This window comes from Phenylobacterium sp. (assembly GCF_013822795.1).
Taxonomy (GTDB): domain Bacteria; phylum Pseudomonadota; class Alphaproteobacteria; order Caulobacterales; family Caulobacteraceae; genus Phenylobacterium.
The window spans coordinates 70,635-91,106 of sequence record NZ_PNLB01000023.1; the positions used below are offsets into that span (position 1 = coordinate 70,635).

Annotated in this window: 21 protein-coding genes and 1 pseudogene; 12 read left to right on the plus strand and 10 right to left on the minus strand. The window is 67.4% G+C overall.

Translation table 11 applies throughout. The features are described 5' to 3' along the window. Positions 1–3 precede the first annotated feature (3 nt). From C0481_RS19020 to C0481_RS19030, 3 genes are read right to left on the minus strand one after another with little or no spacing between them, the layout of a single operon-like run. Complete coding sequence (locus C0481_RS19020; RefSeq protein WP_293406759.1) at positions 4–1,431, minus strand: deoxyribodipyrimidine photo-lyase; 1,428 nt, start codon at positions 1,429–1,431, stop codon at positions 4–6. A gap of 37 nt (positions 1,432–1,468) precedes the next feature. Beyond that, positions 1,469–2,206: a histidine utilization repressor gene (gene hutC, locus C0481_RS19025; RefSeq protein WP_293406761.1), complete on the minus strand. Its 738-nt coding sequence runs from the start codon at positions 2,204–2,206 to the stop codon at positions 1,469–1,471. Continuing rightward, positions 2,203–3,573 (minus strand): formimidoylglutamate deiminase, encoded by a 1,371-nt coding sequence (locus C0481_RS19030; RefSeq protein WP_293406763.1) that lies wholly within the window; start codon positions 3,571–3,573, stop codon positions 2,203–2,205. The genes hutC and C0481_RS19030 overlap by 4 nt, the downstream gene beginning before the upstream one ends. A gap of 66 nt (positions 3,574–3,639) precedes the next feature. Between C0481_RS19030 and hutI the strand changes: the two genes are divergently transcribed. The 5 genes from hutI to C0481_RS19055 are packed head-to-tail and all read left to right on the plus strand — an operon-like array spanning position 3,640 to position 9,404. Then, positions 3,640–4,845 (plus strand): imidazolonepropionase, encoded by a 1,206-nt coding sequence (gene hutI, locus C0481_RS19035; protein WP_293406764.1) that lies wholly within the window; start codon positions 3,640–3,642, stop codon positions 4,843–4,845. Next, positions 4,830–6,374, plus strand: coding sequence for a histidine ammonia-lyase (gene hutH, locus C0481_RS19040; protein WP_293406765.1), 1,545 nt, complete (start codon positions 4,830–4,832; stop codon positions 6,372–6,374). The genes hutI and hutH overlap by 16 nt, the downstream gene beginning before the upstream one ends. Next, entirely contained in the window at positions 6,374–7,195 is an 822-nt protein-coding gene (hutG, locus tag C0481_RS19045) for an N-formylglutamate deformylase (protein WP_293406766.1), read from the plus strand. The genes hutH and hutG overlap by 1 nt, the downstream gene beginning before the upstream one ends. Further along, positions 7,192–8,859: a urocanate hydratase gene (hutU, locus tag C0481_RS19050; RefSeq protein ID WP_293406768.1), complete on the plus strand. Its 1,668-nt coding sequence runs from the start codon at positions 7,192–7,194 to the stop codon at positions 8,857–8,859. Before hutG ends, hutU begins: the two co-directional genes overlap by 4 nt. Continuing rightward, positions 8,859–9,404 (plus strand): HutD family protein, encoded by a 546-nt coding sequence (locus C0481_RS19055; protein ID WP_293406770.1) that lies wholly within the window; start codon positions 8,859–8,861, stop codon positions 9,402–9,404. The genes hutU and C0481_RS19055 overlap by 1 nt, the downstream gene beginning before the upstream one ends. On the opposite strand, the gene C0481_RS19060 is transcribed toward C0481_RS19055, so the two are convergent. Together C0481_RS19060 and C0481_RS19065 are read right to left on the minus strand one after the other, a co-directional pair. Next, positions 9,401–9,844: an FKBP-type peptidyl-prolyl cis-trans isomerase gene (locus C0481_RS19060; protein ID WP_293406772.1), complete on the minus strand. Its 444-nt coding sequence runs from the start codon at positions 9,842–9,844 to the stop codon at positions 9,401–9,403. The two genes, C0481_RS19055 and C0481_RS19060, sit on opposite strands and share 4 nt — an antisense overlap. 12 nt (positions 9,845–9,856) lie before the next feature. After that, positions 9,857–11,734 (minus strand): M1 family metallopeptidase, encoded by a 1,878-nt coding sequence (locus C0481_RS19065; protein WP_293406775.1) that lies wholly within the window; start codon positions 11,732–11,734, stop codon positions 9,857–9,859. Between the two features lie 172 nt (positions 11,735–11,906). On the opposite strand from C0481_RS19065, the gene C0481_RS19070 reads away from it, so the two are divergent. Then, positions 11,907–12,227, plus strand: coding sequence for a DUF2239 family protein (locus tag C0481_RS19070; protein WP_293406777.1), 321 nt, complete (start codon positions 11,907–11,909; stop codon positions 12,225–12,227). A 4-nt stretch (positions 12,228–12,231) separates the two neighbouring features. On the opposite strand, the gene C0481_RS19075 is transcribed toward C0481_RS19070, so the two are convergent. From C0481_RS19075 to C0481_RS19085, 3 genes are read right to left on the minus strand one after another with little or no spacing between them, the layout of a single operon-like run. Next, the gene (locus C0481_RS19075) at positions 12,232–12,810 is read right to left on the minus strand and encodes a hypothetical protein (protein ID WP_293406779.1); all 579 of its coding nucleotides are present in this window, start codon (positions 12,808–12,810) and stop codon (positions 12,232–12,234) included. Further along, positions 12,807–13,022 (minus strand): hypothetical protein, encoded by a 216-nt coding sequence (locus C0481_RS19080; RefSeq protein WP_293406781.1) that lies wholly within the window; start codon positions 13,020–13,022, stop codon positions 12,807–12,809. Before C0481_RS19080 ends, C0481_RS19075 begins: the two co-directional genes overlap by 4 nt. Continuing rightward, the gene (locus C0481_RS19085) at positions 13,019–13,237 is read right to left on the minus strand and encodes a hypothetical protein (protein WP_293406783.1); all 219 of its coding nucleotides are present in this window, start codon (positions 13,235–13,237) and stop codon (positions 13,019–13,021) included. Before C0481_RS19085 ends, C0481_RS19080 begins: the two co-directional genes overlap by 4 nt. A 169-nt stretch (positions 13,238–13,406) precedes the next feature. On the opposite strand from C0481_RS19085, the gene C0481_RS19090 reads away from it, so the two are divergent. From C0481_RS19090 to C0481_RS19110, 5 genes are all read left to right on the plus strand, one after another. Further along, positions 13,407–14,051, plus strand: a complete 645-nt coding sequence (locus C0481_RS19090) for a S24 family peptidase (protein WP_293406785.1) — start codon at positions 13,407–13,409, stop codon at positions 14,049–14,051. Positions 14,052–14,107: 56 nt separating this feature from the next. Then, the gene (locus C0481_RS19095) at positions 14,108–14,509 is read left to right on the plus strand and encodes a hypothetical protein (protein WP_293406787.1); all 402 of its coding nucleotides are present in this window, start codon (positions 14,108–14,110) and stop codon (positions 14,507–14,509) included. 296 nt (positions 14,510–14,805) lie between these two features. After that, entirely contained in the window at positions 14,806–15,243 is a 438-nt protein-coding gene (locus C0481_RS19100; protein ID WP_293406789.1) for a MarR family transcriptional regulator, read from the plus strand. Further along, positions 15,240–16,667: an MFS transporter gene (locus C0481_RS19105; protein ID WP_293406791.1), complete on the plus strand. Its 1,428-nt coding sequence runs from the start codon at positions 15,240–15,242 to the stop codon at positions 16,665–16,667. The genes C0481_RS19100 and C0481_RS19105 overlap by 4 nt, the downstream gene beginning before the upstream one ends. Positions 16,668–16,729: 62 nt before the next feature. Beyond that, a complete protein-coding gene (locus C0481_RS19110; RefSeq protein ID WP_293406793.1) occupies positions 16,730–17,155 on the plus strand; it encodes an OsmC family protein in 426 nt (141 codons plus the stop codon). On the opposite strand, the gene C0481_RS19115 is transcribed toward C0481_RS19110, so the two are convergent. Both C0481_RS19115 and C0481_RS19120 read right to left on the minus strand, forming a co-directional pair. Next, entirely contained in the window at positions 17,152–18,537 is a 1,386-nt protein-coding gene (locus tag C0481_RS19115) for an HWE histidine kinase domain-containing protein (RefSeq protein WP_293406795.1), read from the minus strand. The genes C0481_RS19110 and C0481_RS19115 overlap by 4 nt on opposite strands. A gap of 68 nt (positions 18,538–18,605) precedes the next feature. Further along, on the minus strand, positions 18,606–19,958 hold the full coding sequence (locus tag C0481_RS19120) for a dicarboxylate/amino acid:cation symporter (RefSeq protein ID WP_293406797.1): 1,353 nt from the start codon (positions 19,956–19,958) through the stop codon (positions 18,606–18,608). A 369-nt stretch (positions 19,959–20,327) separates the two neighbouring features. Here C0481_RS19120 and C0481_RS19125 point away from each other — a divergent pair. Further along, positions 20,328–20,472: pseudogene (locus tag C0481_RS19125) on the plus strand (flagellin); the annotation flags it as partial.

The following is a 20,472-nucleotide window of genomic DNA, read 5'->3' on the forward strand; positions in this document are numbered from 1 at the left end:
CAGCTAGGCCCGCGTCGCCGCGTAGGCTTCGAGGGCCCGCTCGCGAGCCCTCGCGTGGTCGACGATCGGCGCCGGATAGTCGACACCGGCGTCAGCAAGCTCGATTGGCCGCGCCGTCCACGGTGCGTGCAGCAGCCTGTCCGGCAATGCGGCGAGTTCAGGAACCCAGCGGCGAACATAGGCGCCGTCGGGATCGAACTTCTGCCCTTGGGTGACCGGATTGAAGATACGGAAGTAAGGCGAGGCGTCAGCGCCGGAGCCGGCCACCCACTGCCAGCTGGCGGCGTTGTTGGCCAAATCGGCGTCGACCAACGTGTCCCAGAACCAGGCCTGCCCCTCGCGCCAGTCGACGAGCAGGTCCTTGATCAGGAACGAGGCCACGATCATCCGCACGCGGTTGTGCATCCAGCCCGTGGTCCACAGCTGGCGCATCCCGGCGTCGACGATCGGGTAGCCGGTCAGGCCCCTGCGCCACGCTTGCAGACCGGCCGGGTCCTCAGCCCAGCGAAAGGCGGCGAACTCCGGCCGCAGCGGCTGCTCGGGCAGGCTCGGCGAGTGAAACAGCAGGTGGTGGGAGAACTCACGCCAGGCGATTTCGGAGAGGAACGTTTCCACGCCCGACGGCATGAGGTCGCCGGTCTCGGCGAACGCGGCAGCTGTCAGGGCGCGCCAGACTTGGCGCGGGCCGACCTCGCCGAAGTGCAGGTGCGGCGACAGGCGCGAGGTCCCTTCCCGCCCAGGCAGGTTACGGGCCTCGCCATACTCCAGGCTGACACGGCCGGTGAAGGCGTCCAGGCGCTCCTGCGCGCCCAGCTCGCCGGGCATCCACGTCTCGCGCAGGCCGCCGGCCCAGTCTGGACGCGACGGCGCAAGGTTCCAGTGGCCCAGCGTCTCGCCAGCCGGCCAGACCTGCGGCGCACGGATGTACTTCGGGGTCTGAAGGGGCGCCGGCAGCTCATACCCAGCAAGCAACGCTCGCCAGAAGGGCGTGAACACTCGATAAGGCTCGCCCTTGCCGTTCATCACCTCCCAGGGCTCGCGCAGCAGGCCCGCATTGAAGCTGCGCACGGCGACGCCGCGCGCCTTCAGCACAGCCTTGAGCCGCTCATCGCGCGCGACGGCCCAGGGCTCATAGCGACGGTTCCAGACCACCGCTTCGGCGCCGACCTCGGCCGCAAGACGCTGGATTTCGTGTTCCGCAGCGCCGCGCCTCAGGATCAGGCGCGAGCCGCGCCGCTCAAGCTCAGCAGCGAGCGCCGACAAAGAGTGGTGCAACCACCAGCGCGAGGCGCCGCCTGCTCGCCAGCGGCCTGCGTCTTCGTCGTCCAGGATGAACACCGGCACGACCGAGCCGCCCCGCGCGAGAGCGGCGGCAAGCGCCGGGTTTTCGGCCAGGCGCAGATCGTTGCGAAACCAGAGGAGCGTCGTCACTCCGTGGACTTCGCCCGCGCTGGCCGGCTTGGCAAGCCTAGCCCCGCGACGGCCCGAAACGGGCGACTAGATCGTAGGCCTCGCCCGGGAACAGCTGGCGCACGCGCGTCACGCCGACCCCAGCGCGCCAGGTCCGGCGCTCCACCGCCAGGCAGGCGGTACGCGGCGCAATGGCCAACAGACGTGCGGCCTCGGTATCGGCTGCAAGCGCCGAGATCCGGTTTTCCGCCTCGGTCCAGGGAATGTGCTCCAGCAGCCACGCGCCGGGCGAGATCTGCGTGAAGTCGATGCGGGCCGCTTCCGGAGCCGCACGTAGGCTGATCAGCCGGTCTTCGAGGGAAAACGGCCGGGCGTCGGCGAAGTGCACGCCGCGCAGCGCTAGCAGCGTCCGTCCGCCCGCCAACTCCGCTTCGTCGGGCCCGTCGGCGGCACGCTGGACACACACGCTCAGTTCGAACCGATAGGCCTGGCCGCGGCCTTCGATCTCGGCGCGCAGGTCGGGAATGTCGAGCACGGCCGAGTGCACCCGCGGCCGGGCGACAAAGGAGCCGGCGCGCCGTCGGCGCTCGATCAACCCGGCCTCCGCCAAGGCGGATATCGCCTTGCTCACCGTCATGCGCGAGCAGCCGTACTGCTCAGTGAGTTCATGCTCGAAGGGGATGCGGTCGCCGGGGCCCAACTCGCCCGAAAGAATCTTCGCCTCTATGTCGGTGCGGATGCGCTGGTGCAGCGCAGTCGGCGCTTCGGCCTCTGCAACGGGAGCGGGCTTGTTCACGCGAGCACGTACTCCAGGGCGCGACGGTAGCGGGCGGCGATCTCGGCACGCCGGTGATGGCGTCCATTAGTGACCAGCTTCGCGCCCGCCCGCCAGACGCCGTCAATCATGTCTCTGCGACCAGCAAACACCAAGCTGTCGAGGATCGCATCGCCCTGGCGCGCGACCAGCGCCGGATGCGCCGGATCGAGACTGACAATGTCGGCCGGCGCGCCGACGGCTAGCGCCGCCGCCGAGCGGCCCAGCGCCTGGGCCCCGCCAGCGGCGGCCGCACGATAGAGGTCGGCTCCCGTCGAGCTTCCAGCGTCCCGGGCCAGCACGTTGCGCGTTCGTCGCGTCAGCCGCTGACCATACTCCAACAACCGCAGCTCTTCGGCGGCGTCGATCAGCACGTTGGAATCCGACCCGACCCCGAAACGCCCACCCGCCTCCACAAGCTCGACAGCCGGAAACAGGCCGTCTCCGAGATTTGCCTCGGTGACCGGACAGAGGCCGGCGATGGCCCCGCTGACCGCCAACGACCGTGTCTCGGCAGGCGTCATGTGGGTCGCGTGCACCAGGCACCAGCTCTGGCTGACTGGCGCATGCCCAAGCAGCCATTCGACGGGCCGCGCGCCCGACCATGCCAGGCAGTCGTCGACCTCCTTGGTCTGTTCGGCGATGTGGATGTGCATCGGGGCGTCGCCCGCCAGACCGACCAGCGCGGTGAGTTGCTCGGGCGTCACGGCGCGAAGACTGTGCGGCGCCACACCGACCAACGCGCCGGCGAGCGGCGCCACGGCGGCACGGCTCGCCTCCAGCAGGCGAGCGAAGCTGTCCAGGTCGTTGATGAACCGAGCCTGGCCCTCGGTTGGCGGCGCGCCGCCAAAGCCAGCGTGAGCATAGAACACTGGCAACAGGGTCAGCCCCAGACCTGTCTCAGCAGCAGCCGCGGCGATGGCGGCCGCCATCTCGGCGGGATTGGCGAACCGCGCGCCGCCCCTGTCGTGGTGGAGGTAGTGAAACTCGCCTACCCGCGTGAAGCCGCCCTCCAGCATCTCGACATAGGCCTGCGCGGCGATCGCCTGCAGGTCATCCGGTCGTAGGCGCTCGGTGAACCGATACATGACTTCGCGCCAAGTCCAGAAGCTGTCAGCCGAAGGGCCGCGCACCTCGGCCAGCCCCGCCATGCCGCGCTGAAAGGCGTGGCTGTGCAGGTTCGGCAGGCCCGGCAGGGCAGGTCCGTGCGCGGCCTCGCCGGCGGCGCGCTCGACATCAGTCTCCACGCGCACGATAGCGCCGTCGCTCAACGTCAGGCGCACGTTCGACGCCCAGCCGCCCTCCAGCAACGCGCTTGCGAACCAGACCGTTTGAGAGTGATCAGCCACTGGACAAGCCTCCTCGCTCGGATTTATGTCTATACATATTCGAGACGAAGGGGAAGGAGGCGAACGATGCGATGTGACCGGCTCTGGATCAAAGCCCGGCTGGCGACCCTTGCGCCCCAACAGCCTGGAATCGGCGCGATCGAAGACGGCGTCGTCGCCTCTCGGGACGGCCGCATCCTGTACGCCGGCCCCGCGTCTCAGGCTCCCACGCTCGATCCCGCCGAAACGGTCGACTGCGAAGGTCGCTGGATCACGCCGGGGCTGATCGATCCGCACACCCACCTGGTCTTCGGCGGCGATCGCGCCCAGGAATTCGAGATGCGGCTGCAGGGCGCCTCGTACGAGGAAATCGCCCGCGCCGGCGGCGGCATCGTCTCGACCATGCACGCTACCCGAGCGGCGAGCGAAAGCGATCTGCTGGCGTCTGCGCTGCCGCGGCTAGATGCGCTGCTCGCAGAAGGCGCCACGACAATCGAGGTCAAGTCCGGCTACGGATTGTCCCTGGAACATGAAATCAAGTGCCTGCGCGCGGCGCGCCGGCTGGCGTCCGAGCGCCAGGTGCGGATCGTCACCACGTTTCTCGGCGCGCATGCCCTCCCCCCGGAATGGTCTGGCGATCCCGACGGCTATATCGACGAGATCTGCGATCGCATGATCCCGGCCGTAGCGGCGGAAGGTCTAGCCGATGCCGTCGATGCGTTTTGCGAGGGCATCGGCTTTTCGCCCGCCCAAACGCGCCGCGTCTTCGCAGCGGCGCAGGCCCATGGCCTGCCCGTAAAGCTCCACGCCGAACAGCTTTCGAACCAACATGGCGCCGCCCTCGCGGCAGAGTTCGGGGCGCTTTCGGCCGACCATCTGGAGCACCTAGACACGGATGGGGTGGCGGCGATGGCCCGCGCCGGCGTGGTGGCGACCCTGCTGCCGGGCGCCTTCTACTCCGTCCGCGAAACGCGCTTGCCGCCAGTTGATGACCTTCGCCGAGCCGGCGTGCCGATCGCCCTCGCCACCGACTGCAATCCGGGCACCTCGCCGCTCACCTCGCTGCTGTTGACCATGAACATGGCCGCGACGCTGTTTCGCCTCACCGTCGACGAGTGCCTGGCGGGAGTGACACGCGAGGCGGCGCGCGCGCTCGGCTTGCTCGGCGAAATCGGAACTCTGGAAGCTGGCAAAGCCTGCGACCTCGCCATCTGGGACATCGAGCGCCCAGCCGAACTTGTCTATCGCATGGGGTTCAACCCACTCCATGCGCGCGTGTGGAGCGGAAAATGAACTGTGTGATGCTGCGCCCGGCTGACGTGAGCCTGGGCGAATGGCGCGCGATCTATCGCGGCGCGGACGTAAGACTGGGCCCGGCGTCGAACGCTGCGATCGAGCAGAGCGCCGCCGCTGTCGAGCGTATCCTGGCGAGGGGCGAGCCGGTCTACGGCATCAATACAGGCTTCGGAAAACTGGCCAGCGTCCGCATCGAAGCGGCGGACCTTCAGACGTTGCAGCGAAACATCGTGCTCTCGCATGCTGCCGGAGTCGGGGAGCCATCACCCATTCCTGTCATCCGGCTGATGCTCGCCCTGAAGCTGGCCAGCCTGGCGCAAGGCGCCTCAGGGGTCCGCCCAGCCACCACCGCCCTGCTTGAAGCCATGCTGGCGAAGGACCTGACGCCGGTCGTGCCAGCTCAGGGTTCAGTGGGCGCATCGGGCGACCTAGCACCGCTGGCGCACATGGCTGCGACCATGATCGGGGTTGGGGAGATTTTCGTGGGCGGCGCGCGCCGCCCCGCGCGCGACGCGCTCGCCGAAGCGGGGCTCGCCCCGCTCACCCTCGGCCCGAAGGAAGGCCTGGCGTTGCTGAACGGAACGCAGTTCTCGACGGCCAATGCGCTCGCGGGCCTCTTCGAGGCCGAACTGCTGTTCCAGACGGCGCTTGTCACTGGCGCGCTCTCGACTGAGGCCGCCAAGGGCTCCGATACTCCGTTCGATCACCGCATCCACGCATTGCGTCGCCATACGGGCCAGATCCAGACTGCCGACGCACTGCGGTCGCTCATGGCCGGCTCGGCTATTCGGGCTTCGCACCTGAAGGATGACGAGCGGGTGCAGGACCCCTACTGCCTGCGCTGCCAGCCCCAAGTCATGGGGGCGGCGCTGGACATCCTGCGCCAAGCGGCGACCACTCTGGCGACCGAAGCCAACGGCGTTTCCGACAATCCGCTGATCTTCCCGAAGACCGACGAAGCCCTTTCCGGCGGCAACTTCCACGCCGAACCGGTCGCCTTCGCCGCGGACATGATCGCTTTGGCGATCTGCGAGATCGGCTCGCTCTCCGAGCGCCGCATCGCCATGCTCGTCGATCCGGCGCTCTCGGGCCTTCCGGCGTTCCTGACACCCAAGCCCGGCCTGAACTCAGGCTTCATGATCCCACAGGTGACCGCAGCCGCGCTGGTGTCGGAAAACAAGCAAAAGGCCTACCCGGCCAGCGTCGACTCCATCCCCACCTCCGCCAACCAGGAGGATCACGTCTCGATGGCGGCGCATGGCGCGCGGCGGTTGCTGGGCATGGCCGAGAACGTCGTCGGCGTACTGGGGATCGAGCTGCTTGCCGGCGCGCAGGGCTGTGATTTCCATGCGCCACTCGCGTCGAGCAGCGCGCTGGAAGCGGTGCGTGCTCGCCTGCGCGCCCAAGTGCCGTATCTCAGCGACGACCGCCACTTCCACCCAGATATGCAGGCGGCGAACGACCTCGTGCGCTCGGGCGACGTTATCGCCGCCGCCGACGCGGTGGCCTTGCCGGACGTCGGTTGATGGACTGGCTGGAAATTCGGCGAGGCGATGCGCCGCTGATCGTGAGCTTTCCCCACACCGGCATGGACATTCCGGCCGCCATCGAAGCGCAACTGACGTCGCCGTGGCTAGCGCGCAAGGACGCCGACTGGTGGATCCACCGCCTCTACGATTTCGCCCAGGAACTTGGCGCGACTACGATCCGGACCTCGATCAGCCGCAGCGTCATCGACGTCAATCGCGATCCCACCGGCGCTTCGCTGTATCCAGGTCAGGCCACCACCGAGCTTTGTCCGAGCACGACCTTCGACGGCGAACCGCTCTATCGCGAGGGGGGACCGGACCAGGCCGAAATCTCGCGCCGGCGCACCGCATTCTTCGAGCCCTACCACGCGGCCCTGGCCCAAGAGATCGAGCGGCTGAAGCAGGAGCATGACACGGTGGTGCTCTACGAAGCGCACTCGATCCGCTCGCGTATTCCACGGCTGTTCGAAGGCGACCTGCCGCACCTCAACCTGGGGACCAACTCGGGGGCAAGTTGCTCTGCAGAGCTTACTGCGGCCATCGAAGCGGCGTGCGCCCACCCCAAATATTCGCGCGTCACCAACGGCCGCTTCAAGGGCGGTTGGACCACCCGGCACTACGGCCTCCCGGCAGACGGCATACACGCGGTCCAGATGGAGCTGGCCTGCCGTGGTTACATGGACGATCCGGCCGCGCCCCCGACACCGGCCAATTGGCCTGCGCCCTACTCGCCGATCCAGGCTGAACCCATGCGCGCCGTACTGTCCAAAGTCCTGAAGGCCTGCATCGCCTTCGCCCAGCCTGAGCACCTGAAATGACCCGTATCGACAAGACCCGCGTGATCCGCCCGGCCACGGGCGCCGAGCTCTCCGCCAAAAGCTGGCTCACCGAAGCGCCGCTCCGGATGTTAATGAACAACCTGCATCCGGACGTCGCAGAACGGCCGGAGGAACTGGTGGTCTACGGTGGCATTGGGCGCGCCGCGCGCGACTGGGAAAGCTTCGACAAAATCGTCGAAACGCTCCGCCGTCTGGAGGATGATCAGACGCTGTTGGTCCAGAGCGGAAAGCCCGTCGGCGTGTTTCGCACCCATGCCGACGCGCCGCGCGTGCTGATCGCCAATTCAAACCTGGTGCCGCGCTGGGCGACTTGGGACCACTTCAACGAGCTCGATCGCAAGGGGCTGGCCATGTACGGCCAGATGACCGCGGGCTCGTGGATCTACATCGGCGCCCAGGGCATCGTTCAGGGCACCTACGAGACCTTCGTGGAGATGGGCCGCCAGCACTACAATGGCGATCTGTCGGGCCGCTGGCTGCTCACGGCAGGCCTCGGCGGCATGGGCGGAGCCCAACCGCTCGCCGCGGTCATGGCCGGGGCGTCCTGCCTCGCCATCGAGTGCCAGCCCTCCAGCATCGAGATGCGGCTTCGCACCGGCTATCTCGACCGCTCGACCGACAACCTCGACGAAGCGCTGGCCTGGATCGAACAGTCGTGCGCCGAGAAGACCCCGATCTCGGTCGGCCTGCTCGGCAACGCCGCCGAGTTGCTGCCGGAGCTGTTTGCCCGCGGCGTGCGGCCGGACCTGCTCACCGATCAGACGTCCGCCCACGATCCGGTGAACGGCTATCTGCCCAAAGGTTGGAGCCTTGAGCGCTGGTACGCCATGCGCGGCCAGGACCCCAAACAGGTCGAGGAAGCCGCTCGCGCGTCTATGGCCGAGCACGTCCAGGCGATGCTCGACTTCCAGGCCGCTGGCGTCCCGACCGTCGACTACGGCAACAACATCCGTCAGATGGCCAAAGAGGAAGGCGTCACGAACGCATTCGACTTCCCGGGTTTCGTGCCTGCCTACATCCGCCCGCTGTTCTGCCGAGGGATCGGCCCGTTCCGCTGGGCGGCGCTGTCGGGCGATCCTGAGGACATCTACAAGACCGACGCCAAGGTGAAGGAGCTGATCCCGGACAACGCGCATCTGCACAACTGGCTCGACATGGCCGCCCGCAAGATCAAGTTCCAGGGCCTGCCCGCCCGGATCTGCTGGGTCGGGCTCGGCGATCGCCACCGGCTCGGTCTCGCCTTCAACGAGATGGTGGCGAAGGGCGAACTCAAGGCCCCGGTCGTCATCGGACGCGATCACCTGGATTCAGGTTCGGTCGCCTCCCCCAACCGCGAGACCGAAGCGATGCGCGACGGTTCCGACGCCGTCTCCGACTGGCCGCTGCTCAATGCGTTGCTGAACACCGCTTCGGGCGCAACCTGGGTCTCGCTGCACCATGGCGGCGGCGTCGGGATGGGCTTCTCCCAGCACTCAGGCATGGTCATCGTCTGCGACGGGACGGATGCGGCGGCCAAGCGCATCGAGCGCGTGCTGTGGAACGACCCGGCGACGGGCGTGATGCGGCATGCCGACGCCGGCTACGAAATCGCTATCGATGTCGCCCGGGATAAGGGGCTCGATCTCCCTGGCATCCTCGGCTGATGCGCATCCTTCGCGCAGCGGATCGCACGCCGACGCCATGGAAAAATGGCGGCGGCCTCACCTGGGAGGTCGCCGCCTGGCCGAGCGGCGCATCGCTCGCCGATTTTGAATGGCGCGCCAGCATCGCCGAGGTGGGCTCCGCCGGCCCGTTCTCAGTCTTTGCGGGCGTCGATCGCGTGCTCACCGTGCTCGACGGTACAGGCCTGGAACTGCGGATCGAGGGCCAGGCGACGGTCAAACTCGACGCCTCCGCCACACCTTTCGCCTTTGCTGGCGACGCGCCTTGCCACGCCGTCCTGATCAATGGGCCGGTGCGAGACTTCAACGTGATGGTGCGGCGAGGCCTGTGGTCGGCTCAGGTGCAAAGGCTAGAAGGCCCAGCGGCGTTTCGCACGCAAGCAGATCTCACGCTGATCCTGGCCTGTTCGCCGATCACCTTCGACGGCGTCGACCTTCGACCGGATGACGTGATCCTCATTGAAGGAAGTGTAGACGCCCAGTTCGCCGCCGGCACGTTGCTGGCGGCGAAATTGACCCGCGCTTAGTCCACAACCTCAACAAGTTCGATCCGGAACTCGAGCGGCGTATTCGCGGGGATGATGTCCTTGCCAGCCGGACCGTAGGCGTATTCCGGCGGCATGTAGATCACCCACTCGTCGCCGGGCCGCATCAGCGGCAATACGGTCACCCAACCCGGGATCAGCTTGCCGAGCGGAAACGTCACCGCGCCATCTGGATCGTTCTTCGAGGAATCGAAGATGCGGCCGTCAAGAAATTTGCCCTCGTAGCGCACCTTGATTGTCGAGGAGCGCTTCGGATGGGGACCATTTTCCGGGCCGGATTTCAGGACCTTGTACTGAATCCCAGGGATCGTCTTTACGCCCGGAGCCTGCGCATTCCGCGCAAAGAACTCCGCGTTTGAGTCCTGCGCCGCAGCAGGGCCCGTCAATGCGAGGGCAAGAAGAACGCCCGCCAGCTTTTGCATTCGCCGCTCCGATCAGCCGTTAGTCACGAGACGTTCGAGGCTCGACGCCACTGTCGGATGATACGTCGGCTTCGCCTTCTCGAAGATACGCACGGCGATCGGACGCCCCCAGTCGCCCTGCTTCATCAGGCCCGCATAGAGCGGGCGCAGGAACAGTCCGCGTCCGACCGTCGTCAGGAACTCCTCAAGGGCGGGCAAGGCCGGCTCGTATCGGTTGGCGATCGCCAGTTCCAGCCATGCGGATCGCAGGTAGCTGTTCGATGAGGTCGAGAGCTTGAAGGCTCCGTCGAGGTCGTCCAGCTGGGCTGTCGACAGCTTCCGCGGGAGACTGTTCAGAAATCGCAGCCACTCCTGCGTGGTCCAGGCCGAGGTCGTCAGTTGAGCGGCAGGCGTCCCCTGGTTGAACGCAGCGACCTGCGCGTCGACGCGCGCGAGCGCCTCGGACTTCACGTGCACGGCATTGTCGGGGAGACCGGCGGCGTAGGCCCAGCGGTCGAGCTGCAGCTTCGCCTCCAGCGCCTTGTCGCCCTTGATCAGGTTGGCGCGAAGGTCCTTCAGGAAACCGGCCGTGGTTTGCGGCTGGAACGCGTGGCGATCGAAGTACGAGGTGAGATAGGCGTCCCAACGCTCACGCCCAACGGTCTTCTCGATCGTCCGCAGGAAGGTCGCGCCCTTGAAGTAGGCCAGTTGCCCGCCGACGTCCCCATACAGCTTGGTGGCTTCCGCGGTCGGGCCGCCCGCCTCGGCGATATCAGCTTGCATGCCATCCCAATCGAGATCGGCCTCCATCTCCGCCCGAGGCGCGCCATACTGCGCCTCCATGATACGGTTCTCGAAGTAGGTGGTGAAACCCTCGTTCAGCCAGCCATCAGGCCAGGTCGCATTCGTCACCAGATTTCCGGACCAGCTGTGCGCCAGCTCGTGCGCCACCAGGCCCACATTGGCCCGGTCCCCAGTAATGAAGGTCGGCGTCAGGAAGGTAAGCGTCGGGTTCTCCATGCCGCCGAACGGAAACGAAGGCGGCAGCACCAGGACGTCATAACGGCCCCAGCGATAGGGACCGTAGAGCCCCTCTGCGGTGGTCACCATCTGCTCGGTGTCCACCAGTTCACCCGCCGCCCGATCCATCATCGACGGCTCGGTGTAGACGCCTGTGCGGGGGCCAAGCTCGCGGAAGGTCAGATCGCCTACAGCCAGCGCGATCAGGTACGGCGGCACCGAATGGTCCATGCGGAAGCGAAAGGCGTGCTTGCCCTCCCCCGCCGGCTCGCCGTTCGGCGTCAGGCGCTCGCCGCTCATCACGGCGACCAGATCGCTCGGCACGACGATGCGCGCCGTCCAGGTCTGACGGATACCCGGACTATCCTGCGTCGGGACCCAGCTACGGTTGTTGATGTCTTGTCCTTGGCTGAAGAGATACGGCTTGGCCTTGCCCGCGGTCAGCGACGGCGGCAGCCATTGCAAGGCGCGCGCGCCGGCGCTCGAGGCGTAGTGAACGACAATCCGGTCGGCGCCATTCAGCCGAACCGTCAGCGGCGCGCCAAGTTCAGGATCCGCTACGCCCAGCTTCCATGGCAGATCGCGCCCAGCACCGTCAGTGACCTTGTTGATGGTCAGTCCCAGCGTATCGAGCACGATTTCCCGTGCGCCTGGCGCCGCCAGAACGTCCATGGCGGCCTGACCGCTCACGATCTTGGTCTCGAAGTCGGCTGACAGGTCGAGGTCGACATGGGTCACGCGCGCAACGAGCGGTCGAGCGTAGGATCGAACGTCCTTGGCGTCGGGCGTGGTGAGCACAGGCGCTACTGGGGTCGCTGCGAGCGTACTCGTCGCCATGCCGGCAGTAGACAACGCCGAAGCCAGAAGAACGGCCCGCAGAAAAACGCGCATGCTGAAACGCCCCAGGAAAGTTACAGGCCCGCTCGACGAGCCGAGTCATAGCTATCCTAGTCGCTGGGTGGGGCAAATCTTGCCTTTGTCGCCGCCTGTTACGCATTAGCTGCGCTTGCCGTCCGGCCAGATCGCATTTATGTCCGGGTGATATTTTGATGAAGTCCCGCCGATGTCCGATACGCACACCGCCTTTTCTAGCGGCCGAAAAATTGGCTCCGGAACCCTCTCCGCCGTCGCCCCTGCGGTGAAGGCCGCCCTCGAGGCCGGCGAATCCCATGTGCTGATTTTCAACGACGAGTCCGGCCAACAGGTGGACCTCGACTTGCGAGGGACACTAGAAGAGGCGCTCGCTCGTCTGGTCCCGCCAACTACCGAGCCGCCTCGGCCGCAAGGACGGGGGCGGCCGAAACTGGGCGTCATGGCGCGCGAAGTCACCTTGCTGCCATCGCCAAGCATACCAAAATCCCCGCGGGGATCAAGAACAAAATGAGAACTTACGCATTCCCAGCCGCCAGCATATCCAGCGCCACCTCCAGCACCGCCTCGAGCCGGTAGATCTCCCGGTCTCCCCCGTGCGCGGCCTCGCGCGGGGTCAGTTCCTCGCCGCAGATCATGTCACATGCCGCGATCAGCGAAGGCTGGAGGCGCAGGGTTTCGCGATAGTCCTTCAACGTGTCGCGAGCCCGCGCGTTGGCCTCCGCGCGGGCGATCACGGCCGTCAACGGCCTCTCAGCCGCCCCGCCCGGCCGGACATCGAGCGTTGAGGCGATTGCCACCTCGCCCTGCGCCACCCGATAGCAACGACCATAGCGCTCGCCGGCCGCTTTCTGCGCCGTCGTCAGCCGCCCCTTGCGCAGCAGCCAGTCCAGCCCGGCCAAGCGGCGATACGGACGCTGCCGCTCGCCGCGTGCGGCTGTCGGCGCCTCGAACTCTGCCCCCCGGGCCGCCGACAGCGCCACGGTCTCAGCCACGCCTTCGGCGACGCGGCGCGCCTCCAGTCGGGCCCGGCCCTGCTGCTCGACCCTGGTCAGGCGTTCGCGCTCCAGACGCGCCAGATATGCCGCTCGGCTCATCCCTCTCTCCCTTGTGCTTCGGATTGCTCGGCCCCGACCCCGACCACCGCGTCGGCCAGGCGATAGACGGCCTCGCCGCAGGCCCGTTCGCCCTCGAGCGCCGTCAGACCGGCCGCGGCCGTCGCCATCAGGTCCCGCAGGAAGCGGCCGCGGGTCTCCGGCGGCAGGGTGCGCAGCGCGTGAGTCACCACATCGGCGATCGCTGGGTTCATTTCGGCCACGTCAGCGGCAGGCAGACCGCGACGCCCTCCTTGCCGATCCGGCGTTCGGAGAAAGCGCAGAAGCCGCCTTGCGCCATCACGTCGGCGACGTGCCGATCATGGCGGGCGAAGCGCGGAACCTGCAGGTCTCCGCCCCATTGCGGCCGTGCACGGAAGTGCGCCTCCAGCCGTCGCGCGTCGCCTGGCGCGACGCCGAGCTCTACCATGGCGCGCGACCGCGACGTCCCGGTTTGTCGTAGGGTTGTATATTCTTGGCCCGTGGGGCCGCCTCTCGGCTGCGTTTCGTGTCCCATGTCGAAAATGTATGGAACATACAGTGAACGGGCAAGCGCATTCTGTATTTATTTTACACACAGGCTCCGCTAGAAGCCGGATATGGACGATCGCTTCCAGCGTCTGCGGCTGGCCCGCACCGAGCAAGGCTTTGAAACGGCGGCGGCCGCCGCCGACGCGTTCGGGTGGAACCGGAACACCTACTCGTCCAACGAAAACGGCAACGCCCCTTTCTCCTACCGGCGCGCCAAGGAGTACGCGGCCGCCTTCGGCGTTCGCCCGGAATGGCTCTACGACGCCGCGGGGCCCATGCGCTCAACGGGGTCCGAAGGCCTGGCCCCGATCATCGGCCGGGTCGGCGCCAACCCCGAGGGCGACGTGCTGCTGGCGACCGGCCAAGGTAGCGGCGAGCTCGCCCCCATCCCGCCCGGCGGCACGGAGAAGGCCGTGGCGCTAAGGGTTTCAGGACATTCCATGCGCGGCCTCGCCGATGACGGAGCCCTGATCTACTTCGAGGATCAGCGCAGCTCGCCGAGCCCTGACATGCTGGGTCAGGTGGTGGTGGTGGAAACCGACACCGACGAGGTGCTGGTCAAGCGCCTGCTGCGCGGCTCGGGACCGGGGCTCTACGACCTGGAAAGCGTCGCCGGCCCCACCCGGCGCGATGCTCGGCTGCGCTGGGCCGCACACATCACCGCGATCATCCCACCCTTTCAGGCGCGGCGGATCATCATCAGCGAGGGCTGAGCCGCGCTCGCTGAGTTTTGGTTGCGACGATTGTGTATATAACATACACTATCGGAATGAACGAGCTTGACCGGCTGATCGAGGCCGAGACGAAGGCCGAGGCCGCACGAGCAACCTTTGCGCGCCGCGAACTCGCCCGTTGCCGCGGCGTCTCCTGGTCGGGAATGGCGCCCGAGCCCGCCGCGCCGTGCCCGCCAGCGACCCTGCAGGCGCGCGGTCAAGCTCGGCTTGCCGCTCGCGAGGCCTGGCGCGCCGGCGCGGACGGCGCCTTCATCTCCAACCTCGCCGACTGTCAGGCGGCGGCGCGCCAGGCCTTCACGACGGCCGAACGCGCCCGCGCAGGTGCCTCGCGTGGGGAGCCAGTCGACTGGCGTCTGCAGGTGCTCGACGAGCTGGCCGCGCAGGCTCGCGCGATCGCCGCGGGGGTCCGCCGAGCGCGCCGCGCCCTCAGCTCCTAGCAGCGCCTTCCAGGCCCGCCTCTCGTGGGCCGCTAGGATCGCTGCGCGCCCGAACTTCCTCATGCAGCATGTCCGCCAGGTCCAACACCTGTTCACGTGACATCCGCCGCGTCGCGCCGCGCACTTCGGCGGCGAGGCGGAACATCATGTCGGACGGTAAGCCTTGGTCGGCGCCCATCGCCTTGCCTCACGACTAGCCCGCTGATCAGCCCACTCCTCCAATTCGCGAACCGACAGACTCGTTCCCGTTAATCGTGCATTTGACATAGATAGTTCGGCAACCTAACTACGTGCTCATGCCGAACTCGCCCGAGACGATCGCCCTCGCCGACAATCTGCGCGCGCCGCTCTTGCGCGTGGCGCGACGCTTGCGCCAGGAGGCGCAGCGCGCGGGGAGCTCAGCGCTCGACGCCCTGATCCTGGGCCACATCCGTCGGCATCCCGGCGTCGGCGTCAGCGAACTGGCTCAGGCCGAGCAGATCTCCCGCCCGAGCATGAGCAGCCACATCAAGCGGCTCGAGACGGCGGGCTGGATTTTACGTGTCGACGACGCGCAAGACGGCCGCCGCTCGGGCCTGCGCATCACGCCCCAGGGCGAGGCCCAGCTTGATGCGGTGCGCCAGCGCCGCAACGATTGGCTCGCCGATCGCCTGGCCCGGCTGACGCCGGAGGCCCGCGCGGCCCTCGCCGCCGCCGGCGCCCCGCTGCTGCAAATCCTGGAGTGCGACCAGTGAGCCCCGTCGATCAGCCGATCCAGAGCGAAGGCTCCACCGCGACGACCCGGGGCTGGGTGATCCCGGCGATCATCGGGTCGGCCATGCTCATGCAGACGATGAACGCGACGGTGATCGCCAACGCGCTGCCGACCATGGCCGTCGCGCTCGGCGAGCCGCCGCTGCGTCTGAACCTCGCCATCACCATGTTCCTGCTGGCCTCGGCGGTTTTCCTGCCGATCAGCGGCTGGGTCGCCGACAAGTTCGGCGCCAAGCGGGTCTTCATCGTCTCCATGGTGCTCTTCGCGCTGGCCTCGGCCGCCTGCGGCTTCGCCCAGGACCTGACGCAGCTGGTCATCGCTCGGATCTTCCAGGGCATGGGCGGGGCGATGATGATGCCGGTCGGCCGGCTGGTCCTGCTGCGCACCACGCCCAAGGAGGAACTGCTCGGCGCGATGTCGGTGATGACCATGCCGGCCCTGCTCGGCCCCGTTATCGGCCCGATCGTCGGCGGCGCGATCGTCACCTTCGCCGACTGGCGGTGGATCTTCTTCCTGAGCATTCCCGTGGCCGTCGTCGGCGTGCTGCTGGTCATGCGCTACGTGCCCAACGTCAAGGAACAGGAGGTCTCGCCCATCGACTGGAAAGGCACCCTGCTCACCGGACTTGGCCTCGCAGGCCTGATCTTCGGCTTCGAGAACCTCGGTCGCGGCTTGCTGCCCGACGCCCTGGTCGCAACGATGTTCCTGGGCGGCGCGGCCGCGCTGGTCGTCTACTGGCGTCACGCCCGGGGCAATCCGCACGCCATCCTCGACCTCTCGGTGTTCCGGCTGCAGACCTTCCGCGCCTCGGTGGTCGGCGGGGCGTTCATGCGCATCGCCATGGGCGCGACGCCGTTCATGCTCGCCATGCTGCTCCAGGTCGGCTTTGGCCTGTCGGCGATCCAGGCGGGCCTGATGACCTTCATCTCCGCGGCCGGCGCCCTGGTCATGAAGACCACCGCCCCGCCAATCCTGCGCCGCTTCGGGTTTCGCTCGGTGCTGATCGTCAACGCCTTGATCGTCGCCGTCAGCTTCGTCGCCTACGGCCTCTTCACGCCGACCACGCCGCATTGGCTCATCCTGCTGATCCTGGCTGTCGGCGGTTTCTTCCGCTCGCTGCACTTCACCAGCCTCAACGGCCTGGCCTTCGCCGACATCGGCCAGGATCGCATGAGCCGCGCCTCGACCACCTCGTCGATGGTCCAGCAGCTGGTGCAGTCGATCGGCATCGGGCTGGCCGCGGCGCTGATGCACTTCTTCATGGTCGCCCGCGGCGAAGATCACCTCACGGCGGCAGCCATCTCCCCGGCCTTCGTCGTCACGGGTCTGATCACCCTGATCTCGCTGGCCTTCTTCATTCCCCTGCCCCGCGACGCCGGCGACGAGATGAACCGCCGCAAGTGATCCAATCCGCGCGTGCCGCGTTTACCGCTCGTCCCAGGGGCGTTCCCATTCAGGAGGCGAGCATGATCCGCAAGGCGCGCGCGGTTTGGCGCGGAACTGGCCGTGACGGCGACGGCGATCTGACCACTGATTCCGGCGTGCTGTCGGCCACGCCATACAGCTTCAAGACCCGCTTCGAGGACACCCCAGGGACCAATCCCGAGGAACTGATCGCCGCAGCCCATGCGGGTTGCTTCACCATGCAGCTGGCCTTCCTGATCCAGCGCGCCGGTCTGGCGGCCGAGGAACTCACGACCGAGGCGGCCGTCTCGCTGATCCCGGACGGGGAAGGCTTCAAGATCGACCGCTCGGCCCTCACCCTGCAGGCCAAGGTGCCGGGGATCAATCAGGTCAAGTTCGATGAGCTGGCCCGCATGGCCGAGAAGAACTGCCCGGTCTCCAGGCTGCTCAACGCCGAGATCACCCTGCAGGCGACGCTGCTCTCCTAACGTCGCGCCAGCAGCGCCGTCATCCGGCATTCAGCGCCCTCGGGCGGGAAGACCAGTTCGACTGTCCCGCCATAGGCCTGCAGCGCGCTGAGCGTCAGCCGGGTGCCAAAGCCCGTACGCTGCGGCGGCGTCACCGGCGGCCCGCCACGCTCGCGCCAATGCAGCGCCAGTCGTTCGCCGTGCACGCCCCAGACAATCGAGACCCGCCCTGCGCCCGACAGCGCGCCGTACTTCGCGGCATTGGTGGCGAGCTCGTTCAGCACCATCACCAGGTTGACGGCCATCTCCGGGCCCAGCGGCGCGGGCGCGTCGGGCCCATCGATCTCAAATCCCTCCGCCGCGAACGGAGCCAGCGCCGCCTCGATCACATCGCGCAGGTCGGCCGCCTCCCAGACGTTGCGCGTCAGCAGATCATGCCCGCGGGCCAACGACTGGATACGGCTGTCGAACGCCGACCGGAACGCCACCGGGTCATCGGGCGCGCCGCGCATGGTCTGCGAGGCGATAGCCTGCACCGCCGCCAGATTGTTCTTCACGCGATGGTTCAGTTCCGCCAGCAGCAGGTCCTGCCGCTCGCGCGCGGCCACCTGGGCGGAGATGTCCTGCGAGGTGCCGATCACGTGGACCGGGCGGCCCTGGCTGTCGAATGACACGCGCGAGGCGCCGCGCACCCAGACCGCCGATCCGCCATCACCGCCCGCCGTCGTCCGGTGCTCGACCACATAGTGGCCGTCGTTCTCACCAGCCAACGCCGCCTCGTAAGCGACGCGTGTGGCCGGGAAGTCCTCCACGTGGACGGCCGCGGCATAGGTTGCGTAGTTGATGTCGCCTTCGGGCGGCAGGCCGAATTGGCGCCGGGTCCGAGCGTCCCAATCCACCCGGTCGGCCGCGACATCGTACTCCCAGAGCCCGAGTTCGGTCGCGTTGAGCGCAAGAGTCAGCCGCGCGCCCTGACGCTCGGCCTCGACCTGCGCCACGTGCTGCTGGGTGATGTCGATGATGATGAACACCACCTGCCCGGCCGCCTCAGCCAGGGGCGTGAACGTCCCTAGAAACCACCCCTGGCGACCACTGGGAAATCGGAACGAGTACTCGATCGTTTCCGGCGCTCCGGTCCGAAGCACCCGCCGCAGGACCTCCAGTCGTCCGCTGATCTGCTCGGCGGTAACGCCCAGGTCGCGCCCCGTGCGGCCGTTGAGCGTTCCGTTGGCGCTGCCGTAGAACTCGCACGCCCCGCGATTGGCCATGACGAAACGGTAGTCGTCGTCCAGCGGCTCTACGACGCCCGCCAGCATCGAGGTCGCGTCCAGCATCGCCTGCAGCAGCGCTTCGCCGCCGGCGCCGGCGCTCCGCCAGTCGCCCTTCCGCCCCTCGTCGCCCATTCGCCCTCCGCCCGAAATCGTTGCGATCCTATGGCCGGATCCCGTGCAGGGACAGACGGCGATCGGCCTCAGGCGGCGCGCTGCGTCGTTTCGTCCGGTTCAATCGGCAGATCGCCGGAGGCAGCGTTGTAGATATCCATGTCCAGCATGCCCTGCTGTTTGGCGACCAGCGTCGGGACCAGCGCCTGGCCCGCGACGTTGGTCGCGGTCCGGCCCATGTCGAGGATCGGATCGATGGCCAGCAGCAGCCCCACGCCCTCCAGCGGCAACCCCAGCGTCGACAGCGTCAGGGTGAGCATCACCACCGCCCCGGTCAGCCCGGCCGTCGCCGCCGAGCCGATCACCGATACGAAGACGATGAGGAAGTAGTCGCTGACCGCCAGCGGCACATTGTAGAACTGCGCCACGAAGATCGCCGCCACGGCCGGATAGATCGCCGCGCAGCCGTCCATCTTGGTCGTCGCCCCCAACGGCACGGCGAAGGCGGCGTAGGACCGCGGCACGCCCAGTGCGCTCTCGGCCACAGTCTGGGTGACCGGCAGGGTCCCGATCGAGGAGCGCGAAACGAAGCCAAGCTGGATCGCGGGCCAGGCGCCCGCAAAAAACTTCAGCGGATTCAGCCCATTGGCCGCCAGCAAGGCCGGATAGACCACGAACAGCACCAAGCCGAGACCGGCATAGACCGCCACGGCGAAAGCGCCCAGCTGCGCCAGGGCGTCCCAGCCGTAGTGGGCCACGGCGTTGCCGAACAGGCCGATGGTGCCAATCGGCGTCAGCCGGATCACCCACCACAGTATCTTGCGCACGACGGCCAGCGCCGAGGCGTTGAACGCCAAGAACGGCTCGGCCGCAGCGCCCGACTTCAGCGCGGCGATCCCGGTCACCAGCGAGATGACCACGATCTGCAGCACGTTGAACGAAAGCGTCGTCTTGGCCGCGTCGTCCGCCAACGTCGTGGACGCCGCAAGACCCAGCATGTTCGAGGGAATCAGACCGGTCAGGAAGTCGAGCCAGGAGCCGCTGGTATGCGGAACCTCTGCAGCGGCGGCCGCCACCGTGGTGTTCAGCCCCGGCTTAAGCACCAGGCCCAGCACGATGCCGATGCTGACGGCGATCAGCGCGGTCACCGCGAACCAGAAGAGCGTGCGCCACACCAGGGCTGCAGCATTCTGCAACTGACGCAGGTTGGCGATGCTGGCGACGATGGCGGTGAACACCAGCGGCGGCACCAGGACGCGCAAGAGCTGCACGAAGGTCGAGCCGGCCAGCCGCAGGGCTTCGGACAGGCCGTGCCCCGGCTGCCCCGCCTCAGAGCCCAAATGACGCGCTAGCAGGCCCAGACCCAGGCCCAGCGCCATGCCCGCCAGGACCTGGAAGCCGAAAGAGGCGAAGATGCCGCCGCGTTTGCGCGCCTGCGCCATGGAAAGCTCCTACTGAAAGTCGCGCGGAGCATGGTCGGGGCTCCTTCGCCACGCCAGCGGTTTGAGCTTTTTGTGTTTTTAGAAAAGCTGACAGCGGTCGAAACAGGCGCGCCGCCGGCGCCGATCGGCAGAACCTGCCCACCCAGGAGCGCAAGTTTTGCCGCGTCGGGACGGCAGAATTTACCGTGTTCGGTCTTGCTCCACGCACTGAGCCGCCGGCCCGGAACGGCGGTCTGCGAAAATTCCCAAGCAGATCAACGATGAGTGGTTAACGGCCCAAACTGGCCCAGCCCTTGCTCAGGACCTTCGCAGGCAAAACGCCTCCGGCAGTCAAAATGACGTCGGTCTCCGAGAAAAGGAAACACGTGTATGTCGCTGAATTCGGTCAACACGAACAAGGGCGCGATGATCGCGCTCCAAAACCTGAACGCCACCAACAAAGACCTCGGCACCGTTCAGAACCGCATCAACACCGGTCTGAAGATCTCCACCGCCAAGGACAACGGCGCCATCT